Raw genomic sequence first — 22848 nt, forward strand, 5'->3', positions numbered from 1 at the left:
GCATTTGTACGCTAGCATCCCGCAAACAGCGTGGAGATGATGGTGACCGATTACGTGAAGATCGAGAAGGGTCTCGGGCCGGAGGGGCGGATCGCGGTCGTGCGCTTCGACCGCGGCGACGGCATCAACGCGCTCTCGCCGGAGGCGCTGCGCCAACTCACGGCGGCCGCGCGCAGCTTCGAGGACGATGCAGCGACCTCGGTCGTCGTGCTGACCGGCAGCTCGGGCGCCTTCAGCGCCGGCTTCGATCTCAAGGACGCCGAGGGACGCTCGCGCAAGGAGATGGACCTCGGCGCGCTGCGGCGGCACCTCAAGGTCGGGCCGCGCCTGACGCACGCCTGGCAAGAGATGGAACAGATCACCATCGCCGCGATCGAAGGCTTTTGCGTCGGCGGCGGCGTCGCCCTCGCGGTGGCGCTCGATTTCCGGGTGATGGGGCGCGATGCGCATCTGCGCGTGCCCGAGATCGGGCTCGGCATGAATATGAGCTGGCAGAGCATCCCGCGCATGCTGCATCTGATTGGGCCGGCCCGCACCAAGCAGGCGGTGATCCTGGCCGACCAGCGTATCAGCGCGGACGAGGCCTATGAATGGGGGCTCGTCGAGCAGGTGGCGGATCCCGGCCATGCGCTCGATGCCGCCATGGAGCTTGCCCGCAAGGTTGCCGCGCAGCCGCCGCTGTCCGTCGCCATGACCAAGCTGACCGTCAACCGGCTCGCGCATGCGCTGGACGACCTTGCGAGCCACATGGATGTCGATCAGTTCGCGCTCGCCAGCCTCAGCGAGGACCACAAGGAGGGCGTGGAGGCGTTCCTGACGCGCCGCAAGCCGCGGTTCCGGGGTCGGTGATCACAGCGCCGATAGTCGGCGGATAATCTTCTCCGGCTGGAGGCGATCGGGAAAACTTCCTCCAAGTCCTCCCAAATATCTGAGATTGCAAGGAAGACCAGAAAGAGCGAAGGTGCGTGCTGCGGTGCAGCGCGCTCGATTGAGCCCTCGTCGCCATTCTCACCCCGTCGCAGACGCGACCGGTTCCCGTGTGCTTTGGGCATGTGGGTGACCGAGCTATTGCGCATGAAGGCCGCCTCCATGAACGCCTACCAATCGCTCGCGATCGAACGACCAATCGAAACGCTCGAAGCGATTTCACCCGCGCCCGCCGAGCCGGACGCGATGGTCCGTTTCGCCGGCATCTCCAAGACCTATCCGGCCTATCGCGGCAAGCCCGGCGTCAACGCGCTGCAAGACATCGACTTCGCCATTCCGCGCGGCTCCATCACCGGCGTGATCGGCCGCTCCGGCGCCGGCAAGTCGAGCCTGGTCCGGCTGATCAACGGCCTGGAGAAGCCGACCACGGGCCGTGTGATCGTCGACGGCCGCGATATCTCGGCCTTGGCCGGCCGCGAGCTGCGGCTGGCGCAGCGCTCGATCGGCATGATCTTCCAGCATTTCAACCTGCTGTCCTCGCGCACCGCGGCCGACAACATCGCGCTGCCGCTGGAGATCGCCGGTTGGACCAAGACCGACATCAAGGCCCGCGTCGCCGAGCTGCTCGCGCTGGTCGGCATCGCCGACAAGCACGACCGCTATCCTTCCGAACTGTCCGGCGGCCAGAAGCAGCGCGTCGGCATCGCCCGCGCGCTGGCGACGCGGCCGAGCGTGCTGCTGTCGGACGAGGCGACCTCGGCACTCGATCCGCAGACCACGCGCGCGATCCTCGATCTGCTTGCGAACATCAACCGCGAGCTCGGCGTGACCATCGTGCTGATCACGCATGAGATGTCCGTGGTGCGCCAGCTCGCCAAGGAGGTGGTGGTATTGGACGCCGGCCGCGTCGTCGAGAGTGGTCACGTCACCGACATCTTCACGCAGCCAAGACATCCGATCACGCAGTCCTTCCTGGCCGAGGTGATCGGCGACAGCCTGCCGGTCTCGCTGGAGAGCCGAATCGTTTCGAAGCAGCCTGCCGGCGGGCAGGCCGTGATCCGGATCCAGGTGCGCGGGGCAGGGGCGGGCGACACCGTGGTGGCCCGGCTCGCGCGCGAGCTCGGGCTCGACGTCGCGCTGCTGTCTGCGCGCATCGACGAGATCGGCGGCCAGCATGTCGGCTCGCTCACGCTCGGCATTCCCGGCGGCGAGGACGCGGTGACGCGGACGCTCGCCTGGCTCTCTCAATATCAATTCTCGGCGGAGCGTCTCGGCTATGTCGCCTGAACTCATCAACCTGATCGTCCAGGCTACCTTCGAAAGCCTGTACATGGTCGGCATCGCGGCGCTGCTCGGCACCGCCTTCGGCCTGCCGCTCGGCGTGTTCCTGGCCACCAGCCGCAAAGGCGAGCTGTTCGCGGCGCCCATCGTCAATCGCGTGCTCGGCATCGTCGTCAATGCGACGCGCTCGACGCCCTTCATCATCCTCGTCGTCGCCATCATCCCGTTCACGCGCCTCGTTGCCGGCACCTCGATCGGCTCGACCGCCGCTATCGTGCCGTTGACCATCGCCTCGACGCCGTTCATCGCGCGCCTCGTCGAGGCTGCAATCCGCGAGGTCGACGGCGGCCTGATCGAGACCGCGTCCTCGTTCGGCGCTTCGCCCCTTCAGATCGTGCTCAAGGTCCTGATCCCGGAGGCGCTGCCCGGCCTGCTGCTGGCGCTGACGCTCGCGGTGGTCAGCCTGCTCGGCTATTCCGCGATGGTCGGCGCAGTCGGCGGCGGCGGCCTTGGCGATCTCGGCATCCGCTACGGCTATCAGCGCTTCATGCCGGAGATGATGCTGGCCGTCGTGGTCGTGCTGATCGCACTGGTGCAGATAGTCCAGAGCGCCGGCGATTACCTGGCGCGCCGGGTCAACCGCCGGCTGCGGCATCGCTGAATCCGATCAGGCGGCACACCTCGCGCGACGCAGCGTCTGCGAGGGCAGCTCGCCGAAGTGACGCTTGTAGTCGAGCGAGAACTGGCTGAAGTGCCAGAATCCGTGCTGCACCGCGACGTCGTAGACCGAGGTCTCGTTGCCGCCGGCGCCCTTGAGATCGCGCCGCACACGGTTCAGTCGCATCGCGCGCCAATAGTGCATCGGGCTCGTGCCCAAAACCTCCTGGAAGCAATAGCCGAGCTTGCGCGGGCTGGCGCCGACGGCCTTGCAGACCTCCAGCAGCGAGAGCGAGCGATCGCCCCTGCCATGCATCAGCTCGCGGGCACGATCCACGGTTCGCTTCCGAGCCGCCGCGCTGCGGCCGGGATCGCTCGGGCGTGCGGTCGGCAGCATGTCCATGATCTCGACGAGGAGGGCATCTTCCAGGGCCTGCCTCGCCGCCGGATCGTTGAACGTTGCCGGAGCGGTCGTGATCGTCGCTTGAATGGCGGCCAGATGCGCCCGCAGCCGCGCGACCGGCGCTTCCGCCATTTCGATCACCTGCAGCCGGTGCCAGGCGGTGCGCGGCAGCTCGATGTCGAGCCGGGCGGCGAGCTCTGCGATCAACACCGTGCTGGCAACGACGCCGCGCAGCTCGAAGGCCTTCGGGGTACACATGTCGATCTCGGCGTCGATGCTGGCGAGGACGCGGGCGCCGCTGGCACCGGTCCCGTTGAAGCTGAGCTCGCCGTCGCCGTGCCAGGGCAGGCCGATGCCAAAACTGTCGGCGCCAAGCTGGCCATATTGGCGGACCTGCTGGCTGGTGATCTCGCAGAACACCTCCAGCCGCGGCAAGGAGAGTTGCGTGAAACTGCCCCGGAACGCGCCGGCGCTGATCTGATCGTAGCTCAGCCGCCAGCGGCCGAGGCTTGCGCAATGCTCATCGACATCCGTGCTGTTCGCCTGGAGCAAGCCGGCAGCCGAGTCTTGAATCGGAAGAGTTGCCCTTAAGGCCATGGCAATACGTCGAAATCCTTGAGTCCAGCACCGAGCAGGAACCACGCCAGACTGGCACGGCCATGAGCGCTGTCCAGCAAAATATTGCCGGATCTCGATAACGCCTGACAGCGCCGCGGTGCAGGCTTCCGTCCTGCCGCTCCGACATCGCTGCCGGGACGGCGCTTCGCGGAGGGATCGAGATGCGACCGACCGATGTCATGCGCGGCAGCCCGCCCGTACCCGAGGCTCAGGTGACGCGCGCCAATTGGCGCAGCTTTCCCGCGATCCGCTGGGGTTTTACCCACACCCGCGAAGTGCTGCCGACCGCAGAGATTCGTCGCTCCGCCCGACCGACGCCGATGAGAAGCGCCCCGCGCGAACTGGCAAAGCTCGGCTTCACCGGGCCTGATGGCAAAGCGACCACGATCGAATGCGCGCTGCGCGAAACCTTTGCCGACACGCTCCTCGTGATGCATCAGGGCACGCTGATCCATGAATGGTACGGCGACGGCATGAGCGCGACCACGCCGCATCTGATCTGCTCGATCAGCAAGGCGATCGCTGGCACGCTCGGCGGCGTGCTGGCCGCGCGCGGCCTGGTCGATCCGGAGGCGAGGGTGCTGCGCTACGTGCCGGAGCTGGAGACATCGGTCTACGCCGGCTGCACCGTCCGCAACCTGCTCGACATGGCCGTCGCCATCAAGTTCGAGGAGGATTACGAGGACCCCGCCGGCGACCTCGCGCGCTATCGGTTCTCCTCGGGTTGGGACGTGCCGCCGCCGGGCGTCGAGCCCAGCCATCAGCGCGCTTATCTGACGACGCTGCGCGGCAGCGGCAAACCGCACGGCAAGGTGTTCCACTACGTCTCGCCCAATACCGAGGTGCTCGGCTGGGTGTATGAACGCGCCTGCGGGATGCCCTACCATCTTATTCTCTCCGAGTTTCTCTGGCAGCCCCTGGGCGCGGAGGAGGACGGCTCTCTCACACTCGATAGCCACGGCATGGGCCGCATTGCCGGCGGCATCTCGGTCACCGCGCGCGATCTCGTCCGCTTCGGGGAGATGATCCGCTGCCGCGGCGTCGTCGAGGGCCGGCAGGTGGTGCCGGGCTGGTGGATCGACGATATCCGCGAGAACGGTGATCCCAAGGCGTGGGCCGATGGCGACCTCGCCGAGTTCTTCCCGGGCGCGCGCTACCGCAGCAAATGGTTCACCATCGATCCTTCGCGCAACGCGCTCACCGCGATCGGCATTCACGGCCAGCACCTCTATGTCGACCTCGACTCCGACACCGTCATCGTCAAGCTCGCAACACAGCCCAAGGCGATGGACGTGTCGATCGACCAGCGCTGGTTTGCTGCCTTCCGCGCCATCACCGCACATCTCGCCTGATATTTGGACGTCCTCATGCTTGAAACCACCAAAGCCCAACCGCGAGCGCAGACCGCGACACCGCATCCGCTCGATCCGCTGACGGCCGACGAGATCAGCGCGGCTTGCGCTTTGGTGCGGGCCGCGGCCACTTCAGCGGCGAACTGCCGTTTCCCGACGGTGCGGCTGGAGGAGCCGACCAAGCAGGAGCTGGCTTCAGGCGAGGTGGGACGCCGCGCCTTCGCGTTGACGCTCGACGTCGCCACGGGCGAGGCGATCGAGCATATCGTCGACCTCGGCCGCGGCGAGATCGTCGGCCGCAAGGTCGTGCCGAACCGCGAGGCGCCCTATGGGCAGCCGCCGGTGATGCTGGAAGAGTTGTTCAAGTGCGATGCCGTGGTGAAGGCCGATCCCGCTTGGCGGGCGGCGATGGTTCGGCGCGGGCTGACCGACAAGGACATCGAGCTGGTCCAGGTCGACCCGTTCTCCTCCGGATTCTTCGACAAGGAGTTCGAGCGCGGCGCCCGCATTGTCCGGGCCGTCAGCTATTTTCGCGAGCATCTCCAGGACAACGGCTACGCCCATCCGATCGAGGGCGTGGTCGCTGTGGTCGACCTCATCGGGCGCAAGATCATCGAGCTCACGGATGAAGATCCGATTGTGCCGATTCCGCGCAAGAAACGGAACTACGGCGCGCATGAGGTGCCAAACCCGCGCACCGACATCAAGCCGCTGCATATCGAGCAGCCGGATGGGCCGAGCTTCAAGGTCGACGGTTGGAAAGTCGACTGGCAAAAATGGAGCTTCCGCGTGGGCTTCACGCCGCGCGAGGGCCTCGTGCTGCATCAGCTCGCCTACCAGGACGGCGCGCGTAAGCGGTCGCTGATCCACCGCGCCAGCGTTACCGAGATGGTGGTGCCTTACGCCGATCCGACCGCTAGCCACTTCTGGAAGTCGGCCTTCGATGCCGGCGAATACGGGCTCGGCATGCTCGCCAACGCGCTGGAGCTGGGCTGCGACTGCCTCGGCAACATCCACTATTTCGACGTGCCTGCCGCCGACAACAAGGGCGAGCCCTTCGTCATGCAGAACGCGATCTGCATGCATGAGGAGGATTACGGGATTGCCTGGAAGCACTACGAGTTTCGCAACGGCCTGTTCGAGGTGCGGAGATCCCGGCGGCTCGTGATCTCGTTCTTCGCCACCGTCGGCAATTACGATTACGGCTTCTACTGGTATCTCTATCAGGACGGCACGATTCAGCTGGAGACGAAACTCACCGGCATCATCCAGACTGCCGCGGTGCGGCCGGGCGAAAAGTACCGATGGGGCGGCATGGTCGACGATAATCTCGGCGGCCCCACGCACCAGCACTTCTTCAACGTCCGCCTGCATATGGATCTCGATGGCGGCGGTAACACGGTGACGGAGCACGAGTTCGTGCCGCGGCCCTGGGGCGACGACAATCCGCACGGCAACGTGTTCGACACCACCACGCGCGTGCTGTCGCGCGAGCGCGACGCCGCAGCGGTCGCCAATGGCGAGACCGGCCGGTTCTGGAAGATCAGTAATCCGAACGAGATCAACTCGGTCGGCGGTGCACCGGCCTACAAGCTCGTCGTCAATCCCAGCCCGCTGATGCTGGCCCAGGAGGGTAGTTACGTGCGCAAGCGCGGCGGCTTCGCCACCAAGCATGTCTGGGTAACTGCATTCGATCCGGCCGAGAAATATGCCAGCGGCGACTATCCCAACGTTCACGCCGGCGGCGACGGCCTGCCGCGCTATGCCGCGCAGAATCGCAATATCGAGAATGCCGACATCGTGGTGTGGCACTCCTTCGGCCACACCCATGTCTGCAAGCCCGAAGACTTTCCGATCATGCCGGTGGAATATGCCGGCTTCGTGTTGAAGCCAACCGGATTCTTTGCGGCGAATGCGGCTGGCGACCTTCCGCCGGACCGCAACAGCCGCAGCGTGCTGGCTGGCGAGAAGAGCACGACCTGTTGTCACGCGGACCGGACGTGACCTTCATCCGCTCGCACCTGGCTTTGGTCGCAACACTGATTGCGCGACGCGGCCGTGGCACGCGGTCGGGTCCTGACACACTGACAGAAACATTCTAGAAGCATTCCAATCCCAAAGAAGCAGCGCGCATGAGCGCATGCGTCGCACGTGCTGTGCACACGTCTGGAGAAATTCTAACGCCGTTCCTATCGCACTCCGAAACCGCCTGAGTTAGGGCGGGCCATCAAGATCGATACCGGCAAAGCCGGCAGTGCGTGGGGCTCAACAGACGTGACCGATTTCCAACCTTCTTCGCGTAAGAACACGCGCCGCCGACAAATCCAGATGCTCTTCCTCGGTGCGGCCAGCACACTCGCTCTCGCCGTGCCCTTCGGCTCTGCCCAAGCCCAGACGCAGATTCCCTCTGTCACCGTCGAAGCGCCGACGCAGCGCACCCGTCCAGCGGCGATTGCGTCGTCGCGACGGGCTGCGGCGGCGCGAACCGCACGCGCCAATCGTCGGGGCCCGGCGCAGCAGGCCGCGCCCACTCAGTCGGCAGCATCGAACGGTGCCACGAGCGAACGCGCCAACGGACCGGTACGCGGTTTCGTCGCGACGCGCAGCGGCACCGCCACTAAGACCGATACGCCCTTGATCGAAACGCCGCAGTCGGTGTCGGTCATCACCACCGACCAGATCAGAAACCAGGGCGCGGTCTCGATCGGCGAGGCCTTGCGCTACACCGCCGGCGTCAGCGGCGACGTCAATGGCGGCTCGGACACCCGCTTCGGCGGCCTCCAGATCCGCGGCTTCGACATGACGATGCCGGGCCTCTTCGTCGACGGCTTGCGGATTCCCTCCAGCAACTACGTGCACTTCAATGGCCTCGAGCCCTATGGGGCCGAGCGTATCGAGGTGCTCAAGGGTCCGTCCTCCGCGATGTATGGCGGCAGCGGCACAGGCGGCGTTCTCAACTACGTGACCAAGCTGCCGACGGCGCAGCAGTTCGGCGAGGTCTCGATCTCGGGTGGCAGCTTCAACCGCTATCAGGGCCAGTTCGACATGGGCGGCGCCGCCAACAAGGAACGCACGGTGCTGTGGCGCCTGACCGGCGTCGTGCGCGACGGCGAGACCCAGGTCGATTTCAGCAAGGACAATCGCGTCTTCATCGCGCCCGCCGTCACCTTCAAGCCGAACGAGGACACCACCATCACCCTGCTCGCCAACTATCAGCGGGACCGGGCAGGGTGGGGCCTTCAGTTCCTGCCGGCCTCGGGCACGGTTTGGCCGAACAACGGCCGCACCATCCCGGTCTCGTTCTTCGCGGGCGTGCCGGGCTTCGACGCATTCAACACCGAGATCGCAACCGTCGGCTACCAGCTCGCGCACAATTTCACCGACAACGTCACGTTCCGGCAAAATCTGCGCTACGCCTATCAGCACAACGAGGAGAAGGTGTTTTACGGCGGCGGCTATACCAACGAAGCCGCAGGGCAGCTCGCGCGCTATGGCAGCTACAGCAACTCCTACATCAACTCATTCGCCGTGGACAACCAGCTCCAGGGCAAGTTCACCACCGGCATTCTCAGCCACACCACGCTGGTTGGCGTCGACTATCGCAACACCTCCTTCCGCGACACCGCCTTCGGCGTCACGACCTCGTCCCCCGAGATCAACGTCTTCAACCCGAACTACAGCTACGACTACGCCATCGGCGCCATGTACGACAACACCGGCGTCAAGCAGTCCCAGGTCGGCGTCTATGCGCAGGATCAGATCAAGCTCGGCCGGCTCTCGTTCCAGCTCGGCGGCCGTCAGGATTTCGTGACCACGCAGGTCGATAACGGTATCGCCAATACGACGATAGCGAAGGACGCTTCGGCCTTCACCGGCCGCGCCGCCGTGATGTACAATTTCGACAACGGCATCGCGCCCTATTTCAGCTATTCGGAATCGTTCCTGCCGTTGCTCGCGACCGGCTTCGGCGGACAGATGCTCAATCCTGAGACCGGCGTCCAGTACGAAGTCGGCGTCAAGTACCAGCCGATCGGCTGGAACGCGCTGTTCACCTTCGCCGCGTTCGACCTGACGCGCGACAACGTCGCTGTGTACGTGCCTGCAGCATTCTTTTACGAGCAAATCGGGCAGGTGAAGTCGCGCGGCCTCGAGCTCGAAGGCACGATGTCGCTCGCCGACGGCTGGAACCTGCGCGCGGCCTATGCCTATGTCGACGCCATGGTCACGCAGGATCCGGTGAATGTCGGCAAGGCGCCGACGACGGTGCCGCTCAACCGCGCTTCGCTGTGGAGCGACTACACGCTCCAGAACGGGCCGCTCGCGGGGCTTCAATTTGGCGGTGGCATCCGCTATGTCGGCGCGACCTGGGGCGACGAGGCCAACACGTTCAAGGTGGGATCGTCGACTGTTCTCGACGCGCTGCTGGCCTACAACAGGGACAATTGGCGCCTGGCACTGAACGTCACCAATCTCGCCGACACCCGCTACGTCGCTTCGTGCTACAGCCTGGCGGGCTGCTTCTACGCGGAAGGGCGGAAAGCCATCGCCAGGCTGACCTACCGCTGGTGAGCACCATCCGAGGACGTCCGGCCTTGGAGGCCGGACCTGTTCCTCCCGCCGATCAGAACGGATAGTGCCGCGGCCCCGTCTGAACGGTGATCCAGCGCAGTTCGGTGAACTCGTCGATTGCGGCCTTGCCGCCGAAGCGGCCGTAGCCAGACGCCTTGGTGCCGCCGAACGGCATCTGAGGCTCGTCATGCACGGTCGGGGCGTTGACGTGGCAGATGCCCGCCTCGATTCGCCTGGCAACGCCGAGCGCACGGGCGATGTCGCGGCCGAACACGGCGGAAGAGAGGCCGTATTCGGTGTCGTTGGCCACGCGCACGGCCTCGTCGATCCCGCTCACGCGCACCACGGTCACGACGGGACCAAAGCTCTCCTCACCATAAATCCGCATCGCCGGCGTGACATGATCGACGATGGTGGCGGGCATGATGGTGCCGCTGCCGTGACCGCCGGCAGCGAGCACGGCGCCCTTGGCGACGGCATCGTCGATCAGGCTCCGGACGCGCTCGCAGGCGGCGTCACTGACCAGCGAGCCGAGCACGACATTGCCCTTGCGGGGATCGCCGAAGGGAAGGCTCTTGGCCTTGGCGGCGAACTTGGCGATGAAGGCGTCCGCCACCTTGTCGTCAACGACGATCCGCTCGGTCGACATGCAGATCTGCCCCTGGTTCATGAAGGCGCCGAACGCCGCCGCATTCACGGCGGCGTCGAGGTCGGCATCGTCGAGGATCACGAGCGGGGCCTTGCCGCCGAGCTCCAGCAGTGCGCGCTTCAGGTGCTTTGCGCATGCCAGCGCGATGAGGCGGCCGACGCGCGTCGAGCCGGTGAAGTTGACGCGGCGGATCGCAGGGTGGGCGATCAGCGCCTCGACCACCGCCTGCGCATCCTCCGGCGCGTTGGTGACGACATTGACGACGCCGTCACCGAGGCCGGCCTCCGCCAGGCAGCTTCCGATCAGCCGATGCACGCCCGGGCTCATCTCGGACGCCTTCAGCACCACGGTATTGCCGCAGGCGAGCGGCATCGCGACCGATCGCACGCCGAGGATCACGGGAGCGTTCCAGGGCGCGATGCCGAGCACCACGCCGACCGGCTGGCGAAACGCCATGGCGAGGTTGTCGGGCTTGTCGGTCGGTATGACTTCGCCGGATATCTGCGTCGTCATGGCCGCGGCTTCGCGCAGCATGCCTTCGGCCAGGTGCACGTTGAATCCGGCCCAGCCCGCGGTGGCGCCGGTTTCGGCGACCATCAGCGCGGTGAACTCCGCGGCACGGCGCGCGAGGATGTCGGCGGCCGCATTGAGCCGCTTGCGGCGCTCGGACGGGCCAAGCTGCGACCAGGCCGGGAAGGCGGCGGCCGCAGCATCCGCGGCCCGCATCGCGTCGTCGATCGAGGCCGCCGCCACGATGGTCGCGACGTCGCCGGAGATCGGGTTGTGGCGCTGGAAGGTGCGCTGATTGCTGGCGGACTGGTCCTTGCCGCCGATGAGAAGGTCGATCGCGTTCATGATGCACTCCAAAGGTTGCAGGCGGGATTGAGCGATTATGGTGGGGACGGGGCCGCGCGGGCCTTGCCGAGATAGGCGCGCTGGACCTCCGGATCGTTCTTCAGCGCACTGGCCGGCCCGCTGCCGGCGTTGCGGCCGGACTCGATCAGGTAGACACGGTCGGCGATGTCGAGGCTTGCCCGCGCATTCTGCTCGACCAGCAACACGCTGAGGCCGCTGCTGCGGATTTCCGCCAGTGCACGGAACACTTCGCGGCTGAGCAGGGGCGACAGGCCGAGCGAAGGCTCATCGAGCAGGAGCAGCAGCGGGTTCGACATCAGCGCCCGGCCGATCGCCACCATCTGCTGCTCGCCGCCGCTCATGGTGCGAACGGCCTGGGCCATACGCTCGGCAAGGCGCGGGAACAGTCGCAGGATCCTCACGAGCCGGTCTGCCTCGCCTGCGCGGGCGCGGGCGGGGTAGGCGCCGAGCTGCAGATTCTCGGCAACCGTCAAATCGCCGAATACGCCGCGGCCTTCGGGCACCAGCGCGATGCCGCGCTCCACGATCAGGTGGGCGGGCAGCTCGCCAATGTGATGTCCCTCGAACCGGATCGTTGCGCCCGGCGCGGGCTTGACCAGCCCGGCGATGCTCTTGAGCAAGGTGGACTTGCCGGCGCCGTTGGCGCCGAGGATCGCGACGATCTCGCCTTGCCCGATACCGAGCGCAATGTCGGCGAGGGCCTGGTGCTTGCCATAGAAGTGGGAGAGGGCGGCGACCTCAAGCATCGTCGCCTCCGAGATAGGCTGCAACGACTTTTGGATCGGACAACACGGCCTCCGGCGCGCCGCGCGCGATCAAGCTGCCGGCATTCATGACGATGCAATGGCTGCACAGCGCTCGAATCGCATCCATGACATGCTCGACCATGATGATGGTGAGGCCGCGATCGCGCAATTTCGCGATCAGCGCGATGCCGGTCTCGAGCTCGCTCGGATTGAGGCCCGCCAGCCATTCGTCGAGCAGCACGAGGCGCGGCTGCAGCGCCAGCGCGCGGGCAAGCTCGAGCCGCTTCTGGTCGATATAGGTCAGCTCGCTCGCGGGCGTTTCCTGCAGCTTGCCGAGCCCGACGAGGTCCAGCAGCTCGCTTGCCGTTGCGCCCGAGCCGTTCGTCGTCGAGAACAGCCGCGCCGCCGCAACGTTTTCGGCCACCGTCAGGTCCGGCATCACGCGCACCAGCTGGAACGTGCGCGCAAGGCCAAGGCGCGCGATCTGGTGCGCGCGCATACCGTTGAGGACGATGCCGCCCAGCCGGATCGTGCCCGAGGAGGGCCGCAGCGCCCCGGACAGCGTATTCAGCAGCGTCGTCTTGCCGGATCCGTTCGGGCCGATGATGCCGATGATCTCGCCCGGCGTGACCGTGAAGCTGACACCGTCGACGGCGCGTAGTCCGCTGAACGATTTGCTGACGCCGTCGACCGCGAGCAGCGGTGCATCGCTCGTGCGGGCAGGCGCGGCGGCGGGACCGCCGGCCGGAACGCGCCAGCGGCCCGCCCCGAACAGGCCGATCACGCCGTTCGGCAGCACCATCACGATGAACACGAAGATGACGCCGAGCACGATGCTGAAATGGTTGGGCAGCATCGCAGTCAGCACCTCGAACAGCAGGACGAGCGGAATGACGCCCAGCACGGGCCCGAACAGCGAGCCCGCACCGCCTAGCAGGGCCATGATCACGACCTGGAAGGAGATGGTCGGATTGAACGCGATGGCTGGATCGATATAGGTCCAGCGTGGCGCCATCACCGCGCCGGTCACCGCCATGAAGGTCGCGCTCAGAATGAAGACGCCGAGCTTGATCCGCGTGGCATCGATGCCGGAATGGCTCGCCGCGGTCTCGTCGGCGCCGATGGCGCGCAGGGCCAGCCCATAGCGCGAGCGCCCGAGCATCCAGCCCACCAGGAAGACAACCGCGGTCAAGCCCAGCAGCTGCCAGTAGAGAACGTCCTGCGTCACCGCACTGAAGAGATAGCGGCCGACCGATTTGTGGATGTTGACCTCGTACCAGATCACGAGCTGCCGGATCAGCTCGGCCAGGCCGAAGGAGAAGATCACGAAATAGATTCCGGACAGCCGCAGCGTCGAAAGCCCGGTGATTGCGGCGGTGAGTGCGCCCACGCCGGCTGCGGCCAGCAGCACGACCGGCCAGGGCATGGTCTCGCCGAGCACCGCGGCCGTGTAAGCGCCGAGCCCGAAGAACGCGACCGTTGCAAGCGAGATGTAGCGCGTCGGGCCCGAGAACATCGCCCACGCGGTCGCCAGGATCGTGAAATAGAGCACGCTGATGCCGAGCGCGAGATAATAGCCGTTGGCATAGAGCGGATAGGTGACGAGGCAGGCGGCGAGGGCGAGGCCGGCGCACCATAGCAAAATCCGGACGGGTCTCGTCATGACGCGGCCCTGCCGAACAGGCCGGTCGGCTTGATCACGAGCACGCCGAGAAACAGCGCGTAGGTCGCAGCCAGCGTCAGACCGGGATCGACCAGCCGCGCCACCGCCGTCTCGACCACACCAAGCAGCAGACCGGCGACCAGCGCACCGATGACGTTGCCGACACCGCCCATGATGACGACGACCAGCGCCTTCATGGTGAAGACCACCCCCATCGCGGCATTGAAGGTGAGGAACATGCTGATCAGCACGCCGCCGATGGCGACGAGGCCGCCGCCAAAGGCAAACGCCAGCCCCGACAGGGCTGCAACGTCGATGCCGACCAGCCGCGCGGCGTTGGCATCGACTGCGATGGCGCGTACCGCAGTGCCGATCCGGGTGCGGGTGAGGGCGAGATACACGGCGCCGCCGACCAGCGCCGCGAACAGCAGCGCGACGAGCCGATTGACAGCAAGCGTCGAGCCCATGATCGTCAGCGGAATGGAGAGATAGCTGTAGCTGTAGTACTGGCCGCCAAAGGCGACCAGCATGGCGCCCTGGATCACGAACAGAACGCCGAAGGTGACGAGGATGCTGTCGATCTCCTGTGCGCCCCGGTCCTTGCCGCGCCGCATCAGCCGTTCCAGCAGGAAGCGATATAGCAGCCAGTTCAGCACCATCGCGACCGGGACCGCCAGCAGCAGCGCCGCGAGCGGGCTCAGCCCAAGGCCGCCGTAGAGCGAGAACGCGCCGAAGGCGGCCGCGACCAGCGACTCTCCATAGGAGAGGTTCATGATCCGCGCCACGCCATATTGCAGCGTCAGCCCGAGCGCGATCAGCGCGTACATGCCGCCGAGCACGAGGCCCGGCAGGATGATGTCGACAAGCAACATGAAACGGCGTCCCCTTGAGCGGACGGCAGGCAGGCCTTGCCGACGCAAGGCCTGCCAACCAGCCTTACTGCCACTGCGGCTTGGGCACGACCGCGGCACGCGCGCCCGGCAGCGAGGTCGGTGCGAGGGCGTAGAACTCGCCGTTCTGCCACTGTCCGACGCTCCAGACCTCCTGAAGCAGCCCGTCCTTCAGCTTGACCTTGCCGATGATGGTCTCGAACGTGCCCGCACGGATTTCCGCCGCGACAGCGGTGCGATCGAGCTTGCCGACCTTTTCGATCGCCTGCTGTAGCACCTGCAGGCTCGCATAGGTGATCGAGCTCGCCCAGCGATCGGGCTCCTTGCCGGTCGTGGCCTTGTGGCGCGCCAGATACTCCTTCAGCTGCGGAGACTCGGCATTCCAACCGCCGATGCCCATCACGCCGTCGCTGTTGGCGGCAAACTTGCCCTTGTAGAGCGGGAACGCGGTGCCGACGCCAACATAGAAAACCTTCGGGTTGAACTTCAACAGCTGCGCCTGCTCGGTCAGCGCGATCGTATCCGGCGGATAGCTGAAGGCGACGAACGCATCCGGGTTCGAGGCGATCGCATCCTTCAACAGAGGCTGGAGATCCTGCGTGCCCATCGGATAGGTCTTGTCATAGCCGAGCTTGAAGCCGTGCTTCTTGAAGGCCTCGCGGCCCGCGGCGGACAGCTCGATGCCGAACTGGTCGGCGATGCTGACCATCGCGATGTTCGCCCCGATCTTGCCTTCGCTCTTCAGCTTGCCGAGCAGATCGGCGAGCCCCTCGGATATCTGGGCCGACGTCCCGAGCCAGAACGTCGCGTTCGACCAGCGCTTGGCAAGCTCCGGCGCCTTGTCGGTCACCGACGTGACCGCGAGGTGAGGGTAGCCCAGACGGTTCAGAGTCGGGCCGACCGCGAGGTTGAGGCCCGTGCCCCACGGCGAAAGAATGAAATCGACCTTGTCCTGGTTGGCGAGGCGCTCGATCGCCTTGACGGCTTCTTCCGAGTTGCTGCGGTCGTCATATTCGACCACCTCGATCGGTAGCTTCTTGTCGCCGAGCTTGATGCCGCCGGCGGCATTCACGTCCTTCACCCACAGCTCATAATTGGGCAGGGTGGTGATGCCGGCGCCGCCGGCATAGGGACCGGTCTTGGAAATGGCGTAGCCGATCCGGATCTTCTCCTGCGCATCGGCCGTGGACGGAAAGGTCCAGAGCGTTCCGGCCAGAGCCGCAAGGCCAGCGACGCGCAGCAACGTTCGACGGTTCGCTGAAAACATATCGTGTCTCCCTCCTGTTGCACTCAAGCGATGGTCGGCATCGCAGTGAGTGGTCGTTTCCCCTTGGTCCCGACTTTCTCTAGCGCGGCATCATTGAGCCGGCCGCCACCGGGACTTGACCTAGCAAGCATCCCAAGCTTTGCTCGCACAATGGACAAATCCGGTGAAAGATTGGACGGTTCTGGCCTCGATGGCCAAGTGCGTCGAGGCGTCGCGGGCTCAGATCCGGCGCCGGCGATCGTGCCGAATGGGGCTGTGCCTGTGGGCGCCGAGCTGATCGCAGCGCATTACGTCGCGCGGCGATGGACGCTGACCTCGAAAGCGGCCCGTCCGTTCATTCATCTGCTCTGCCTTCCCGGCGGCGGGACCGCCGATATCGGTCAGGCCGGCAAGATCGTGCGGACGGTCGGACCCGCGCTGGTCTGGCTCCCGGCAGGATCCGCCGACTATCTGGAGGTGTCGGCAGGCACGACGGCGCAGCTGCTGCAATTGCGCGCCGGCACGTGGCATCGCTATCTCCCGCCATCGGCGGAGGCGGCCTATCTCGCGCTCGAGGGGGCGGGCGGCACCTTGGCGTTGCAGGTCGAGGCCGATCTCGCGGCCACGATCGCGCGTTCCATCGCGGCGATCGCCGCCGAGGTCGCCACGCCCGCACGCAGCGGTGCAGCGTCGATCATGTCGGCGGAGCTGACGCTGTGCGTGCTGCGATTCTGGCGCCTGTTCGCTGGCGACGGGAACCGCAACGAGGAGAGCAGCAGCACCGAGATCCTGAGCCGGTTCCGCAGGCTGCTCGAGGAGCGCTATCAACAGCACTTGCGCGTCAGCGATTACGCCAGGCTACTCGGCACCACGCCGGATCGCCTGCACGCGCTGTGCAGCCGCGAGCTGAAGCGCTCGCCGAGCGAGCTGATTCAGCAGCGCCTCGTCAAGGAAGCGGCGGCGCGGCTGGAGGCTGGAACCATCGCCGTCAAGCAGATCGCATTTGCGCTGGGCTTCACGGACACCGCCTATTTCAGCCGCTTTTTCCGCAAGCACACCGGCGAGGCACCGGGCGTATGGCGTCGGCGCGTTGCGGCACGCGCGAGAGCGGGGCGATCGAGACCGACGCTGAATTTTGCCGATTGGCCGTAACGCACGCGGCTGCGCGAACACCCGATCACGCATGGACGCTTTGTCGCGCAGCTGATTGGCCAGTCTCGATAAATTCTAATGTCGGACCTCTCGCACTGCAACTGTCCCTGCGTTAGGCCGAAGGCCCACCGGCTGAACTGCCGGCGGCGAGTCCAATCGAAAAGCGGTCCGGCAAATGAGGGGCCGGGTCCAGTGGGAATGAGATCTGAGCGATGAGAGCGATATTCGGCAAACTGCATCGCTGGGCGGGACTGCTGACGGCCGCCTTCCTGTTCTTCTCCGGCATCACCGGCGCGATCATCTCCTGGGACCACGAGCTCGACGACATCCTCAACAGCCACCTGTTCGACGTCTCGACCAAAGGCCCGGCCATACCCTCGATCGAGCTTGCCAAGATGATCGAGCAGCGCGATCCGCGTGCGCGCGTCGTCTATCTCTTCATGACGCCGGAGGAGGGGCACTCGCTGTGGTTCTTCGTCATGCCGCGGATCGATCCCGCGACCGGCAAGCGTTACCCGCTCGACTACAACCAGGTCTTCCTTGATCCCAACACGGGTGCGGAGCTCGGCCGGCGCTATTGGGGCGCGGTCTGGCCCGTCACGCGCGAGAATTTCGTCTCGTTTCTGTACAAGCTGCACTACACGATGCACATCCCGGAATTCTGGGGCAGCGACCGCTGGGGCATGCGCGTGCTCGGCATCATCGCCATCATCTGGACCATCGATTGCTTCGTCGGCTTCTACCTGACGCTGCCCTCGCGCCGGCGCGCCAAGGCCGCGCGGGCGCCTGAGGTCGCGCGCCAGCTCGAGCGCGGCTTCTGGGCGCGCTGGGCGCCGGCCTGGACCATCAAGACCTCGGGCAGCGCCTACCGGATCAATTTCGACATCCACCGCGCATTCAGCCTGTGGACGTGGGGCGTACTGTTCATCATCGCCTTCACCGCGTTTTCGCTGAACCTCTACTTCGAGGTGTTCTCGCCGCTGATGAAGATGGTGTCGAATTACACCCCGACACCCTATGAGCAGCGGCCCTATCGCGATCTCGATAATCCGATCGAGCCCAAGATGACGTTCGCCGAGATTGCTGCCCGCGCGGCCGCCGACGGCAAGGCGCGAGGCTGGACCACCCCGGTCGGCGCGCTCAGCTACGGCCCGGCCCATGGCGTCTACGCCGCCGCGTTCTTCCATCCCGGCGACGATCACGGTGCCGGCGGCGTCGGCCCGGCGCAGCTCTATTACGACAGCGAGGACGGCCGCCCCATTGGCGAGCGGCTGCCCTGGGTCGGCACCGCCGCCGACATCTTCGTGCAGGCGCAGTTTCCGCTGCATTCGGGCCGCATCGTCGGACTGTTCGGGCGTATCCTGATCTCGGTGATGGGCCTCGTGGTCGCCGCGCTCTCTGTCACCGGCGTCGTGATCTGGTGGCGCAAGCGCCGCGCCCGCGTTCGCGTGCGGGAGACGGCGGCCGTGCGGCTGAACCGGGAGCAACTGACGCCGGCAGAGTAGGGCACCCGCGTTCCGCCAATGGATGAACCTTGGCACGCGGCTTCGGCACAAAGATGGGAGATCGCTCTCCAGTCTTCCGGAATTGCAATGAGATTGCTTGCCTTGCTCTGCGTGCTCGTCCTGGCCGCGCCCGCCGGGGCGGCCGCGCCCGAGCAGCATTATCTCGACCTGCGCGACCGCTACATCGCAAAATTCTCGAATGCCAAGGAGAGCGACGAGATCTACAAGCAGCACGATGCGGCCCTGAAGGAGCTGGCCGGCGTGCTGCGCGGCCTGGTCGGTCCGGTCGCGATCAAGGGACTCCCGGCCGAGGGCAAGTCGAACGTCGATACGCTGTTCAAGGACGACATCGGCTTCGGCCATCTCGACGGGCTGAGCTTCGCATCCGAAGGCGACAAGATGCAGGCTGTGGTGACCACGACCGGGCTGCTCAAGCACTGGCTTGGCGAGCATCGCGAGGACGGCATGCCTCAGGACAGCGGCGCCGCGTCGAAATCCGACCGCTTCTATTATTACGCCATCCAGGACGCCGCCTTTGCGATCTACGCAGAGCTGCCGATCACCAAGCCGGTCAAGGCGAGCGTGGCAGCCGCTGTGCTCGGCGTGCGCGGCAATGGCGGCCTCAAAGGCCCGCCGGACGAAATCGATGTCGTCGCGATCCAGGGCGACAAGGTCTATTTCCTCGCGGCAAGGGAGGCCGTGAAGACCGCCCCGATCCCGACCTGCGAGAAGGTCTGGAAGCAGATGATGGCAAAGCCCGTCGACAAGAAAGACCCGCGCGGCGAGATGGCCCGCGAGGACAAGGCAATGACCGCCTTCACGGCGTGCTTCGCCAAGGAAGCCCCGAGCCAGAGCTGGTATGCGGCCGCCGTCAAGACGGCGCAGAGCCAGCTGGACCGGCTGCCGCTTCCCTAGGAATGCCAGCTCGATATTCTCCGCCGTGATCCTCCGGCTGTGAACCACCGGCTTTGAACCACGCCTTGGCCTGCGCAGGCGAGGCGGCGCCGCGCCGTCGGCAAACGGAAGACATGAGGTTTTTTAATAGGTTAGGCCAATGCGGTCGTCCTGATCGCCATATTCGGCGGATGCAATCCCCGCGAGCTTCCACTTGCGGGTTGGGCGAGTTACTATGGCCTTTTGCGATACTTGCTGCATCCGGTCTGGCACCCGCTGGAGACCGTTCTTGCGGTTCGTCAACGAGTTGGCTGCGATTGACGATGATTACGCAGACCCGCGACCCCAGAGGCGAACGTCATCGATTGACGGTGCTGTTCTCCGACCTTGTCGGATCAACCGCCCTGGGCCGGGATGTCGAGTCCGAGCACCTTTCCGAACTCCTCAGCCAGTTGCGGCAGATCTGGCATCGCGCGGTGGCGAAGCACGGTGGTCGCATCATCCGAACGCAGGGAGACGGTGCGCTCGCCATTTTCGGCTATCCCCAATCCGGCGAAGATGACGGTCGTCGTGCTGCGGAAGCAGCACTCGATATTCACGAATGGGTCGGAGAGCTGCGCCACGATGGCGTATCGCCGGCGCTGATGCCGCTTCGAATGCATTCGGGTATCCATGCCGGCACCGTGCTCCTGACCCAAGGCGACATCGAGTCCGGCCGGTATGACCTGATCGGCGATGTCGTGAACACGGCAGCGCACCTGTCGCGCCACGCCGGTCCGGATCAGATCCTGGCCAGCCTCGATGCCCTTGGGCCGCATGCCAACTTCTTCGAGCTCGCCGCCCACCTCCCAGCGGCTTCGGGAATGCCGCAGGCGAGGCTGGTGTTGGGTCGTAGCACGGCGACCCGACGCTTCGAGGCAACCTCGCGCCGGGGCCTGACACCCTTCATCGGCCGCAACGAGATATTCGGCTTCCTGACACGCTTTCTGAGCGAAGCACCTGCGCAGGCGCAACGCTGCGCGGTGGTCGTCGGCGGGCCCGGACTCGGCAAGACGCGCCTTCTGGAAGAGGTGCTGGGGCACGTCGGCACCGAGCGCATCAGGCTGCTGCGAGGCAGTTGCGAGAGTTACGTCGGTGCCGAGGTTCTGCAACCATTCCTGCAAATGCTGCGCGCTGCGCTGGGAATTCGAGCGGACGCCTCCCTCGCCGAGGCAAAGGAGACGGCGCGCGCGGCTCTGGAGCCATGGGCGGCCCAGCTCGGTCCGAATGCAGAATCGATCCTGGCACTGGCGTCGGCCGGCGCCGATGCGCGTGGCGGCCGCATCACCGTCGACGGCGTCGTCGGCGATCTGCTCGGGTTCTTCACCGGACTGTCGGCACATGGCCCGCTGGTGCTGGTGATCGACGACTGGCAATGGTCCGACGACGCGAGCCGCCAATTGCTGCAGGCTTTGCTGGAATTGCCCAACGGACCTCACGTCATCCTCGCCAGCCGGCCGCGCGAGGACGGCAGCGAATGGATTTCCGGCGCACCGCACCTATTTCTCGAACCGTTTCAGGGGCCGGAAACCGACTTTGCCGTACGACGTTGGGTCCCGCAGGCCGATCCCTTCCTCGTAGCCCGCATCCATGCCTATGCGGGCGGGGTGCCGTTGTTCATCGAAGAGCTCTGCCATTCCATCGCCGCCAACGATCCTGCCTCGTTCGAAGCGCGCAGCAAACAGGGCTGGATCGCAACCCTGGTCGCTTCGCGCCTGGCACGCCTGCCGCCCGATGAGGCGAAGGTGGTGCGCGCCGCGGCCGTTATCGGCAACACCGTGCCGCACGGGTTGCTGGTTTCGGCCTGCGGCAGCGAACCCGACCCGGCCATCGTGCGGGCATTGGCGGATGCGGACTTTCTCTTTGCGGATCCAGCGGGCGGCGTCCTTCGCTTCAAGCACGGCATCACGCGCGATGCGGTCTACGACACCATTGGCCTGCACGAGCGTCAGGCATTGCACAAGCGGATCGAAGACACCCTGCTGGCGCGGTCCGAGCAGGCTGATCGCGAGGATGCGATGGAAGCTCTGGCCTACCATTCGCAAGGCGCAGGTCATTGGGAAAGCGCAGCCCATTATGCTGAACGTGCCGGCGACAAGGCCATGGCTGCATTTGCGCTCGATCGTGCCAGTGCGCAGTACCAGGTCGCGATGCAGGCGCTGGATCGCGTGCCCGATCGCTCGCGCGAGCAATCGCTGCGCTGGTGCCTGCTGGCCAACAAGCTGGCGATGGCCAATATCTTCGACCCGCTGTCGCTGACCGACGACACCTCTGTGTTCGAACGCGCGGTTGCGATCGCGTCCTCCCTCGGCGAGACCGCCGCAATGGCCAGCGCCTATGAATGGCTCGGCTACATGTGTTACGGGTTTGGCCGCTTCCGCGAGGCCGTGACGCACACGCGGACGGCACTGGAATTGGCGCGCAAGCTCGAAGATCGTCGCCTGATCGCCCAGATCGAAGCGACGCTCGGGCAGATTCTGGCTGCAAGCTGTCAGTACGACGAAGCGATCGCCTTGATCGACGCTGCCATTTCGACCAAGCAGCAGCGCAGCCGGCGGCATGGTGCGATATCCTTCGGAGCGGCCTACGCGCTGTCGTGCAAGGGCGGTATCCTGGCGGACCGCGGCGATTTCGAGGGCGCCCACGCCTGTTTCAGTGAAGCCATGGCTCTGGTCGGAGGCTCGACCCACCCGGTCGTCAACTCCGTGCGCAACTGGATTGCGGTCGCGCTGATCTGGCAGGGCCGCTGGCAGGAGGCGGAGCAACTCGCCGTGGAAGGGGCGCGCATCGCCGAGAACACGCGCAGCCTGCTGCTTCTGGCGGATTGCCGGGCAGCCTCGGGATTTGCCCGCTGGTCGGCGACCGGCGACGCCGATGGCTTGCTGCAGTTGCGGAACGCCGCCGAATGGATGGAGCGGCGCAATTTTCAATTCTACACGTCGGTTCAGTATAGCTGGCTCGTCGAGGCGGCGACCGCCGAAGGCGATGTCGAGACGGCGCGGCGGTATGCCGCCCATGTCCTGCGCCGCGCACGCGAAGGCGAGCGACTGGGCGAGGCGGCGGCATGCCGCTCGCTGGCGAAGCTCGCAGCCCTGCGCCAGGATCTCGGCCTTAGCGAGCGCTGGTTGCGACGGGCTGAAACTTCCGCAGGCTGGCGTGGTTCGCTGCGCGATGCGGCCCTGAACCTGGCCCTGCGCGGCGAGCTTCTCGCAGGGCAGGGCCGGGGCGAGGCGGCCCGCCAGACCATGATGGAAGCCGCCGAGAAGCTGCGCGCGCTCGGCATGCACTGGCATGCGGAGGAGACGATCAGGCTCGTCATTGGCATACCCGTCGGCTACGCCAACGATCAGCTCGCTCGGCATTGTGCCGTCTAACCCCTGC

The 22848-nt window shown here is 65.9% G+C and carries 16 protein-coding genes; 10 read left to right on the top strand and 6 right to left on the bottom strand.

Going from position 1 to position 22848, the window contains the following annotated elements; genetic code table 11:
* Positions 1-42 precede the first annotated feature (42 nt).
* The 3 genes from N2605_RS16920 (at position 43) to N2605_RS16930 (ending at position 2869) form a co-directional block, all read left to right on the top strand.
* On the top strand, positions 43-849 hold the full coding sequence (locus N2605_RS16920) for an enoyl-CoA hydratase/isomerase family protein (protein ID WP_260347278.1): 807 nt from the start codon (positions 43-45) through the stop codon (positions 847-849).
* A 225-nt stretch (positions 850-1074) separates the two neighbouring features.
* Complete coding sequence (locus N2605_RS16925; RefSeq protein WP_260347279.1) at positions 1075-2214, top strand: methionine ABC transporter ATP-binding protein; 1140 nt, start codon at positions 1075-1077, stop codon at positions 2212-2214.
* Positions 2204-2869, top strand: coding sequence for a methionine ABC transporter permease (locus N2605_RS16930; protein WP_057029183.1), 666 nt, complete (start codon positions 2204-2206; stop codon positions 2867-2869). The genes N2605_RS16925 and N2605_RS16930 overlap by 11 nt, the downstream gene beginning before the upstream one ends.
* A 6-nt stretch (positions 2870-2875) precedes the next feature.
* On the opposite strand, the gene N2605_RS16935 is transcribed toward N2605_RS16930, so the two are convergent.
* Positions 2876-3865: a helix-turn-helix domain-containing protein gene (locus N2605_RS16935; protein ID WP_109143779.1), complete on the bottom strand. Its 990-nt coding sequence runs from the start codon at positions 3863-3865 to the stop codon at positions 2876-2878.
* Between the two features lie 182 nt (positions 3866-4047).
* On the opposite strand from N2605_RS16935, the gene N2605_RS16940 reads away from it, so the two are divergent.
* The 3 genes from N2605_RS16940 (at position 4048) to N2605_RS16950 (ending at position 9807) form a co-directional block, all read left to right on the top strand.
* Positions 4048-5238 (top strand): serine hydrolase domain-containing protein, encoded by a 1191-nt coding sequence (locus tag N2605_RS16940; protein ID WP_260347280.1) that lies wholly within the window; start codon positions 4048-4050, stop codon positions 5236-5238.
* A gap of 15 nt (positions 5239-5253) precedes the next feature.
* Positions 5254-7242 (top strand): primary-amine oxidase, encoded by a 1989-nt coding sequence (locus tag N2605_RS16945; RefSeq protein WP_260347281.1) that lies wholly within the window; start codon positions 5254-5256, stop codon positions 7240-7242.
* A gap of 324 nt (positions 7243-7566) precedes the next feature.
* Positions 7567-9807 (top strand): TonB-dependent siderophore receptor, encoded by a 2241-nt coding sequence (locus tag N2605_RS16950; RefSeq protein WP_225140862.1) that lies wholly within the window; start codon positions 7567-7569, stop codon positions 9805-9807.
* Between the two features lie 52 nt (positions 9808-9859).
* On the opposite strand, the gene N2605_RS16955 is transcribed toward N2605_RS16950, so the two are convergent.
* From N2605_RS16955 to N2605_RS16975, 5 genes are all read right to left on the bottom strand, one after another.
* Positions 9860-11311, bottom strand: a complete 1452-nt coding sequence (locus N2605_RS16955) for an aldehyde dehydrogenase (RefSeq protein ID WP_260347282.1) — start codon at positions 11309-11311, stop codon at positions 9860-9862.
* A gap of 35 nt (positions 11312-11346) precedes the next feature.
* Positions 11347-12078 carry an ABC transporter ATP-binding protein gene (locus tag N2605_RS16960; RefSeq protein ID WP_260347283.1) on the bottom strand — a complete coding sequence of 244 codons (732 nt, stop codon included), beginning with the start codon at positions 12076-12078 and terminating at the stop codon, positions 11347-11349.
* Entirely contained in the window at positions 12071-13741 is a 1671-nt protein-coding gene (locus tag N2605_RS16965) for a branched-chain amino acid ABC transporter ATP-binding protein/permease (RefSeq protein WP_260347284.1), read from the bottom strand. The genes N2605_RS16960 and N2605_RS16965 overlap by 8 nt, the downstream gene beginning before the upstream one ends.
* The gene (locus N2605_RS16970; protein ID WP_260347285.1) at positions 13738-14613 is read right to left on the bottom strand and encodes a branched-chain amino acid ABC transporter permease; all 876 of its coding nucleotides are present in this window, start codon (positions 14611-14613) and stop codon (positions 13738-13740) included. The genes N2605_RS16965 and N2605_RS16970 overlap by 4 nt, the downstream gene beginning before the upstream one ends.
* Before the next feature lie 64 nt (positions 14614-14677).
* Positions 14678-15898 (bottom strand): amino acid ABC transporter substrate-binding protein, encoded by a 1221-nt coding sequence (locus N2605_RS16975; RefSeq protein ID WP_109143774.1) that lies wholly within the window; start codon positions 15896-15898, stop codon positions 14678-14680.
* Positions 15899-16096: 198 nt separating this feature from the next.
* Here N2605_RS16975 and N2605_RS16980 point away from each other — a divergent pair, with 198 nt between their 5' ends.
* The 4 genes from N2605_RS16980 (at position 16097) to N2605_RS16995 (ending at position 22841) form a co-directional block, all read left to right on the top strand.
* Positions 16097-17029, top strand: coding sequence for a helix-turn-helix domain-containing protein (locus N2605_RS16980; protein ID WP_260347286.1), 933 nt, complete (start codon positions 16097-16099; stop codon positions 17027-17029).
* A gap of 212 nt (positions 17030-17241) precedes the next feature.
* Positions 17242-18534 (top strand): siderophore utilization protein FsrB, encoded by a 1293-nt coding sequence (fsrB, locus tag N2605_RS16985; RefSeq protein WP_225188902.1) that lies wholly within the window; start codon positions 17242-17244, stop codon positions 18532-18534.
* An 87-nt stretch (positions 18535-18621) separates the two neighbouring features.
* Positions 18622-19449: a hypothetical protein gene (locus tag N2605_RS16990; protein ID WP_260347287.1), complete on the top strand. Its 828-nt coding sequence runs from the start codon at positions 18622-18624 to the stop codon at positions 19447-19449.
* Positions 19450-19751: 302 nt separating this feature from the next.
* Positions 19752-22841, top strand: coding sequence for an ATP-binding protein (locus N2605_RS16995; RefSeq protein WP_260347288.1), 3090 nt, complete (start codon positions 19752-19754; stop codon positions 22839-22841).
* The last annotated feature ends 7 nt before the right edge of the window (positions 22842-22848 follow it).

This window comes from Bradyrhizobium yuanmingense, from assembly GCF_025200905.1.
Taxonomy (GTDB): Bacteria; Pseudomonadota; Alphaproteobacteria; order Rhizobiales; family Xanthobacteraceae; genus Bradyrhizobium; species Bradyrhizobium yuanmingense.

Excerpts from the sequence above, each read along its gene's own strand:
- N2605_RS16925 (WP_260347279.1), top strand. The coding sequence starts at position 1,075 with ATGAAGGCCGCCTCCATGAACGCCTACCAATCGCTCGCGATCGAACGA.
- N2605_RS16990 (WP_260347287.1), top strand. The coding sequence starts at position 18,622 with ATGAGATTGCTTGCCTTGCTCTGCGTGCTCGTCCTGGCCGCGCCCGCC.
- N2605_RS16950 (WP_225140862.1), top strand. The coding sequence starts at position 7,567 with ATGCTCTTCCTCGGTGCGGCCAGCACACTCGCTCTCGCCGTGCCCTTC.
- N2605_RS16960 (WP_260347283.1), bottom strand. The coding sequence starts at position 12,078 with ATGCTTGAGGTCGCCGCCCTCTCCCACTTCTATGGCAAGCACCAGGCC.
- N2605_RS16970 (WP_260347285.1), bottom strand. The coding sequence starts at position 14,613 with ATGTTGCTTGTCGACATCATCCTGCCGGGCCTCGTGCTCGGCGGCATG.
- N2605_RS16955 (WP_260347282.1), bottom strand. The coding sequence starts at position 11,311 with ATGAACGCGATCGACCTTCTCATCGGCGGCAAGGACCAGTCCGCCAGC.
- N2605_RS16975 (WP_109143774.1), bottom strand. The coding sequence starts at position 15,898 with ATGTTTTCAGCGAACCGTCGAACGTTGCTGCGCGTCGCTGGCCTTGCG.
- N2605_RS16945 (WP_260347281.1), top strand. The coding sequence starts at position 5,254 with ATGCTTGAAACCACCAAAGCCCAACCGCGAGCGCAGACCGCGACACCG.
- fsrB (WP_225188902.1), top strand. The coding sequence starts at position 17,242 with ATGAGAGCGATATTCGGCAAACTGCATCGCTGGGCGGGACTGCTGACG.
- N2605_RS16940 (WP_260347280.1), top strand. The coding sequence starts at position 4,048 with ATGCGACCGACCGATGTCATGCGCGGCAGCCCGCCCGTACCCGAGGCT.
- N2605_RS16935 (WP_109143779.1), bottom strand. The coding sequence starts at position 3,865 with ATGGCCTTAAGGGCAACTCTTCCGATTCAAGACTCGGCTGCCGGCTTG.
- N2605_RS16995 (WP_260347288.1), top strand. The coding sequence starts at position 19,752 with ATGATTACGCAGACCCGCGACCCCAGAGGCGAACGTCATCGATTGACG.
- N2605_RS16965 (WP_260347284.1), bottom strand. The coding sequence starts at position 13,741 with ATGACGAGACCCGTCCGGATTTTGCTATGGTGCGCCGGCCTCGCCCTC.
- N2605_RS16930 (WP_057029183.1), top strand. The coding sequence starts at position 2,204 with ATGTCGCCTGAACTCATCAACCTGATCGTCCAGGCTACCTTCGAAAGC.